This window comes from Desulfosediminicola sp. (genome assembly GCF_048381775.1).
Classification (GTDB): Bacteria; Desulfobacterota; Desulfobulbia; order Desulfobulbales; family Desulfocapsaceae; genus Desulfopila; species Desulfopila ganghwensis.
The window spans coordinates 1-6,043 of record NZ_JBLXGE010000034.1; the positions used below are offsets into that span (position 1 = coordinate 1).

General features: G+C 44.9%; 7 protein-coding genes, 1 tRNA gene and 1 pseudogene. 8 read left to right on the forward strand and 1 reads right to left on the reverse strand.

Going from position 1 to position 6,043, the window contains the following annotated elements; all coding sequences use genetic code 11:
* Window positions 1-24: 24 nt before the first annotated feature.
* The 8 genes from ACN5NT_RS23810 (at window position 25) to ACN5NT_RS23845 (ending at window position 5,778) form a co-directional block, all read left to right on the forward strand.
* Window positions 25-111: transfer RNA gene (locus ACN5NT_RS23810), tRNA-Leu, on the forward strand.
* Window positions 112-719: 608 nt separating this feature from the next.
* Entirely contained in the window at window positions 720-1,205 is a 486-nt protein-coding gene (locus ACN5NT_RS23815) for a hypothetical protein (protein WP_419177133.1), read from the forward strand.
* Complete coding sequence (locus ACN5NT_RS23820) at window positions 1,198-2,010, forward strand: hypothetical protein (RefSeq protein WP_419177134.1); 813 nt, start codon at window positions 1,198-1,200, stop codon at window positions 2,008-2,010. The genes ACN5NT_RS23815 and ACN5NT_RS23820 overlap by 8 nt, the downstream gene beginning before the upstream one ends.
* Window positions 2,011-2,105: 95 nt before the next feature.
* On the forward strand, window positions 2,106-2,744 hold the full coding sequence (locus ACN5NT_RS23825) for a transglutaminase-like domain-containing protein (RefSeq protein ID WP_419177135.1): 639 nt from the start codon (window positions 2,106-2,108) through the stop codon (window positions 2,742-2,744).
* 29 nt (window positions 2,745-2,773) lie between these two features.
* The gene (locus tag ACN5NT_RS23830) at window positions 2,774-3,637 is read left to right on the forward strand and encodes a hypothetical protein (protein ID WP_419177136.1); all 864 of its coding nucleotides are present in this window, start codon (window positions 2,774-2,776) and stop codon (window positions 3,635-3,637) included.
* Between the two features lie 86 nt (window positions 3,638-3,723).
* Complete coding sequence (locus tag ACN5NT_RS23835; RefSeq protein WP_419177137.1) at window positions 3,724-4,659, forward strand: FRG domain-containing protein; 936 nt, start codon at window positions 3,724-3,726, stop codon at window positions 4,657-4,659.
* 227 nt (window positions 4,660-4,886) lie between these two features.
* The gene (locus ACN5NT_RS23840; RefSeq protein ID WP_419177139.1) at window positions 4,887-5,387 is read left to right on the forward strand and encodes a DUF6988 family protein; all 501 of its coding nucleotides are present in this window, start codon (window positions 4,887-4,889) and stop codon (window positions 5,385-5,387) included.
* A gap of 70 nt (window positions 5,388-5,457) precedes the next feature.
* Window positions 5,458-5,778, forward strand: a complete 321-nt coding sequence (locus ACN5NT_RS23845; RefSeq protein ID WP_419177138.1) for an antibiotic biosynthesis monooxygenase family protein — start codon at window positions 5,458-5,460, stop codon at window positions 5,776-5,778.
* Between the two features lie 62 nt (window positions 5,779-5,840).
* Here the strand turns inward: ACN5NT_RS23845 and ACN5NT_RS23850 are convergent.
* A pseudogene (locus ACN5NT_RS23850) lies at window positions 5,841-6,043 on the reverse strand (methyltransferase); the annotation flags it as partial.

The window sequence follows — 6,043 nt, forward strand, 5'->3', positions numbered from 1 at the left end:
TGTTATAATAGCCGCCCTTCCAATGCCGGAGTGGTGAAATTGGTAGACACACGGGATTCAAAATCCCGCGCCCTTAAAAGCGTGCCGGTTCAAGTCCGGCCTCCGGTACCAAATCTTGAGCTTCTCAAGATTCACAAGTCACCAAAGCTTACTCCAGATTCACCCCCTTGCTATTTATCAGATAGAACCCACTGACTGTGGGAGCTTGCCTGCAAGCGATTGGCCTTGCTCGGCTCTTTATTTGTTTATGCACTACTTTGTTTTGCCCCCTCCCCATCTTTCTTTGCTTCTTATTACACCTTTATCGGGTTTATGACTCCGTTCACTGCATTTGCTTTCGATTTGTGTTGGATGCGCCCACCAAGTTGGGTATATTCCTTAAGCTGACGGGTTGGGAGGGCAAAGTCCTTCTAACAGCTTTGGTGCCTTGGCTGGATAACCAAGTGACTGTTAGGTCAGTTAGTTGCGAACGGCTTTGTACTTAGAATAAAAATAGGCTTGCGTCCTTAAAATAATTATTAAGAGGCGGTTGGCTCTTAACTACGCTGTTTTTGGGGAAATTGTCCTCATAACTTTTTGGTGCTTGGCTAAAGTTCAATGAATTTGGGCTTCTTGCGCGGGCTAATAAGAATAATAAGGACTCCTTCTAATATTTGTTAAGGGGACGTAGTCCTGTTAACTAGGCTGTTAGCCGCAAAATCAACTCGGAGTTCTAGAACATGGCATTTCCAGAAATAATTGAACGCTTTGAAGTAACAGAGGACGGGCCTACTTTTCATGAGCTGATCGAACAAGCACCTTCGGCCTTGGCAAGCGAAATTCAGGGGAAAAGCGTATTGTTGTTACCGTCCCATGATTCTGAGGATGCGTTTTATGCGGGAAGCCTTGATACTCTTGACTACTTGAATGAAAACGGGCTGGAGGCTGATCTTTATTCCACGGATGAAGAATATAAGGAGCTAAGCCTTCATGGTGCTGACCTCTGGCTTGGAACCTTCATCCTCCAAAGCATAGTAATTCCAGTGTTTTGCGGTGTTATTTCGTCCTATATATACGATAAATTAAAGGCCAAGCCAGACGATAAAATATCCCTTAAGTTCATAATCGAGAAGAAGGATAAGTCGTCTGCAACTGTGAGCTTCGACGGTAAAGTAGAGGATGTTGAGAAAGCTTTAAATGCAGTGAAGAAATTTTCAGATGAGTGACAGTCGCTCTACGGTGAATCTAAACAATCAGACTGAGGTTGAATCAGCCCTCGCTGCACTTTGTGATGAAAAAAGAATCGCCGCTGAAAAGGGTAACGAAATTAGGGCTAATCAGCTTTGGCGAGATATTCAGGCACTCAAGGTTGTTTCAACATACGTCACTGCTATAAATAATATTAAACAACAGAAATACCGTGATGCTTGGTGCGAACTTGAGCAGTGTGAAATTATTTGTAAGTTTCTTAGCGAGAACTCTAATAAAGAATTCTATAATAGTTCGGGCGCAGATTTTGTAGAAAGGTACGTCAGTAAATGGCAATCACTTTACCCTTACTGCATGTTCATAAGCCCCGCTATGGTTGTCGGCTACTACACTTGCAGCATATGTGAACACAAGATTCGTCCTCGCTCCAGATGCGAACATATTAAGGGACGGATATACAATGGAGAGCTATGCACTCATCAAGCACACGATCTGGAAATCCGAGAAGTTTCTATTGTCACGAAACCGGTGCAGAAATACTCCGTAATTCACGATGATGAAACTCTGGATTTTTCTCTTTTAAAGTACCTCTGTTCGCATATCAACAATCCGTTCGATGAGTGGGAAGCTCATTGGACAACAAAAAATTTTCCAAAGGAACGTTTTCATTCTGTCGGGGAAGATCACAAATGCCCCTGCCAGAGTGGAAATAAATTTGGACAATGCTGTTCAAGTAAGGCTGAAATTGAGATTCCACACGTTGATTTTGAACTTAAAAATGGGCTAAACAAGAATGCCGAAGTTGAAAGGTTTCCGTACTAGTGGCGGCTAACAAGCGTATGTTGTCGGACAGGTTTTCCGCTGCGCTTCAAACCAGCCGCAACTGCGGGCGTTAGCGCTCCAGAGACATTATCTAGATGAATGAATTCCTGAAGCCAGGCAAGTATGTAGACTCGGATCATCCGGAGGTGGTGAGAAAAGCCCTTGCGTTGTCGAGTGGTGTTGATGACCTGGTAGATGTTGCTAGAGCGTGCTTCCAATTCGTGCGAGATGAAATAAGGCACAGTTGGGATTATCAATTGAATCCAGTGACATGTAGCGCCTCCGAGGTTCTGCAGTACGGTACCGGATACTGCTATGCCAAAAGTCATTTGCTTGCTGCTCTATTGAGAGCGAATCAAATACCGGCAGGTCTGTGCTATCAAAGACTGACTATTGCCAACGACGCGCCTCCGTTTTGTCTGCATGGACTTAATGCGGTATTCCTCAAACAGTATGGGTGGTACCGCGTTGATGCACGGGGGAACAAGCTAGGGGTAAGCGCGGAGTTCTGTCCTCCAACGAAGAAATTGGCATACGCAATACTTACAGAAGGCGAAGCTGATCTTCCGCAGATATATGCAGAACCTCTGCCGGTTGTGGTAGAGGTCCTTGAACGGTACGACGATTATTTGCACGTTTCGAATAATTTGCCGGACTTGCCCGTGATCCGCGCTAACAAATCAAATAACTTCGCGCCTGCGGCGCCGGATGCGCTAAAGCGCACCGGTTTTTGAGGCGTTAGATTTTTAAAGGAATACGAGCGATGCCTATAACAGTCCCTGATTCTTCATGGTATAGAGCTAAAAGCTCAGAAGCAGGAGTCGCTTGTTCATGTCCGTATGCAAATGTTCATAAATGCCATAGATACTACGCAAGCATATACATGCTTGGCGAAGTTAAAAAAATCACTTCTATGAGCAATGATAAAAAATTAGAACTGGATGAATTTTGGGCACAGTCAGACTTAGTTCCAGTCATCGCAGAGGATGACACTGGAGTTGGCGGTGAGGAAGGTAGGCCGAGCTCATTATCAAACTTCTGTCCGGAAGTTACCTACACATATTTCCGTTATTACGCTAGTTACTTAGCCAGATATGTGGACGAAATTGATAAAGATAGTGGCCAAAGAATTGCTGAAAGAGATTGCATTGAGAATGACTGGCGGTATGAATGGAAATCTTTGACTGCGTGCCATTTTTTAGATTGTAGTGTCTACAATCAAGTAGACGACTTCAATTCAAAAGGAATTGGGCAATTTGATCGATTGGCGCATTCAAATGTCGTGGTATTAATTGGCCGCATGGAGAAATGTTTAGAATGTAATGATCCGTCAGGGGTTCTTCATGCAGCATCTAATATCCTCGAAACAATGGCCAAGGATGTTCTAGGAGATGAAAATTTAGCTAACAAGACCCTGGGAAGCTTTATTGAGAAATATAGGAAAGAATCATCCCTTCCAGAGGAGGTCAAGAGCGTCGTTGGTACTATATACAATCTGCGCAATACAATGCCTCTATCTGGACACGGTAGTACAAGCGAGCCTAATATCGACATGCAAGACGCAATTGTAATTGCCGCAACAACAAAATTCGTTGTGGAAATAGAATATCGGGCCAAAAAAATCTAACAAAGCGCTGCTGTCGGACAACTTTTCCGCTGCGCACCAAAGTTGCCGCAGAGCGCGGCGTTAGGATATATAGGCTCTTATAAACTATGTACGACATAGATCATAATTTTGAAAACGCTCGGGAATTTGTTGATTTTTTCCTGGACGACAATATTTTTGAGCCTAAAAGCATATTTGATGTCAGCGAGAAAATCGTAAGTGGGTATATTTTTAGAGGTCAAGGTCGAAAAGAGTGGTCACTGCTGCCATCAGCCCATCGGTCACCCGATGCGTTGAATAATTTTACTCCTCAGCCTCCCGGCAAGAAGGAAGAGGAGCCCCAAAAGATTAGGGAATATTTAGCGCATCACATTCATGCGGAGTTGCGAGCAGTCCAACTTTTTCTGGAAGCTGCTGATCGTGTTGGTATTCCAACACCACTGGACTACAACGCTTTAACTCGGCATAACCCGATACTTGATGATTTGTTTTCTGGCAAGGAAATAGATCCAAAAAGCGAGTTTCCCCATCAGAGTTTTCTACCAAACATGGCGTTAGCCCAACATCATGGCGTACCGACGCGGTTGCTAGACTGGTCAGAATCGGCTTATATCGCAGCATATTTTGCGGCAGAGACGGCTATGTCCAACAGGCGATCTGGCCAGGAAGACGGTTACTTTTCTGTTATATGCTTAGGTACGCAACTACTCCGGAAAGTTGAAAGCATTAAGGCTGTATCAGCTCCGCGTGCAAGCAATCCATTCCTTCGTGCACAAAGAGGAGTATTTACTCTGATCAAGAATGCAAATCAGTTTCTAATCAAAAACGGCCGATGGCCCAGTATTGAAGATGCTGTTGAGGCCGAGCGGGATGCATCTATATGGTACACGCGTTCCCCGCTTGTTCGACTCTCTTTGCCTAATGCAGAGGCCGAATCTCTTCTACGCTTGCTGTACCGGTTAGATGTCTCGAAACTAACTATGATGCCTTCGCTTGATAATGCTGCTAATAACTTAATATACAAAAAGTCACTCTGGAGGTAATTATGCGATTCATCGGGAGTGACCCTAACAATGCCGTCAAGTCGCCCTTCGGGCTCGGACGGCAACTTCGTTGCCACCGCTTACGGCGGCGTTAAAAAGGCACCCCATTGAGCATCGAAATAGACCAAGCAGAAGAACTCTTCGAAAAGCTCGCAGACCTCTGCGACTCCCCTACCCCCTATGACTCCCCAAAAGTGGAACTATCAATAGTACTAGCGGTTTGCTCTATGCAATTCGGTGCTTCAGTCCGGCTACTTTGTTTAGAGGGGCTAATGCTAGGAGCAAATACAGCTCTGCGATCCCAGTTTGAATCACTAGTAAGGAGCGTATGGGCGCTACACAAAGCTTCAGATCTACAAGTGAGCAAACTATCAGCAGAGCTCACTAAAGAGACGCAACAAGCCAGCAAGAACATGCCATCGGTTAATGAAATGATGATTGAATTAGGGAAAATCCCAGAACTTGCCAATCTAATGATTTCATTGAATGAATTTAAATCTAGCTCTTGGCTACCTTTAAACTCATTTGTACACTCAGGCCTCCATGCGGCACATTGGACAAGAAATGAGGTCCCTGAAAAATTGATCGAACGCGTGTTTAAAGCTAGTAATGGTTTAATGCTCTTAGCTTTCCAAGGCATTGGGATATTAACAGGCATCCCAAATATTCAAACTCAGATAATTTCGGCCACAGAAAGTTACTCAAGTTGTTTTTTGGATCGAAGATAAAAAACGGCAACATTCGGTATAGTCGTTTCACCCCTAAAGAACGTCTCATAATTCTTAAGTGAGAAAAGCAATGTTCATCGCAGTCTACGAGTTCGAGATTAAGCCAGGCACCGAAACCGAATTCCGTCAAGCATGGCTCGACGCCACCAAGGCGATCTATCAACATTGCGGCAGCTTTGGGTCTCGGCTACATCTTTCAGATAAACCCAATGTATTAGTTGGTTATGCGCAGTGGCCAAACAAGGAGCAGTGGGAGCGGGACTTTGAGCTTACGGATGCGCTGTTCCATGCGGCTCGTAGCAAGATGAGGGATTGTTTGCTGCGCTCAGAAACGGTTTATAAGCTTGAGGTTTGTGAGGATTATTTGCAGGATGGTAGTGCTTCTTCGTAGTTCAGGGATTAAGGGGTCAGAGCATTTGATTCTGCGAATCAAGTGATCTGACCCCCTCTTGATTATGGTTTTCTGAATTTTAGGACGAAGCGGTCGGTGTTGCCCTGGATGCCAGGGGTGCCGACTTCTTGCATCAGGTCGTCTTCTTCGTGGTAGTGCATATCGCTGAAGTCTACGAACTCAAAGCCAACGTCAACCATCTCTTTGATGATTAGCACTGGGTCTAAGCGGCGGCCTACTGCGCGGCTAGTTGGCTGGCCGTGAC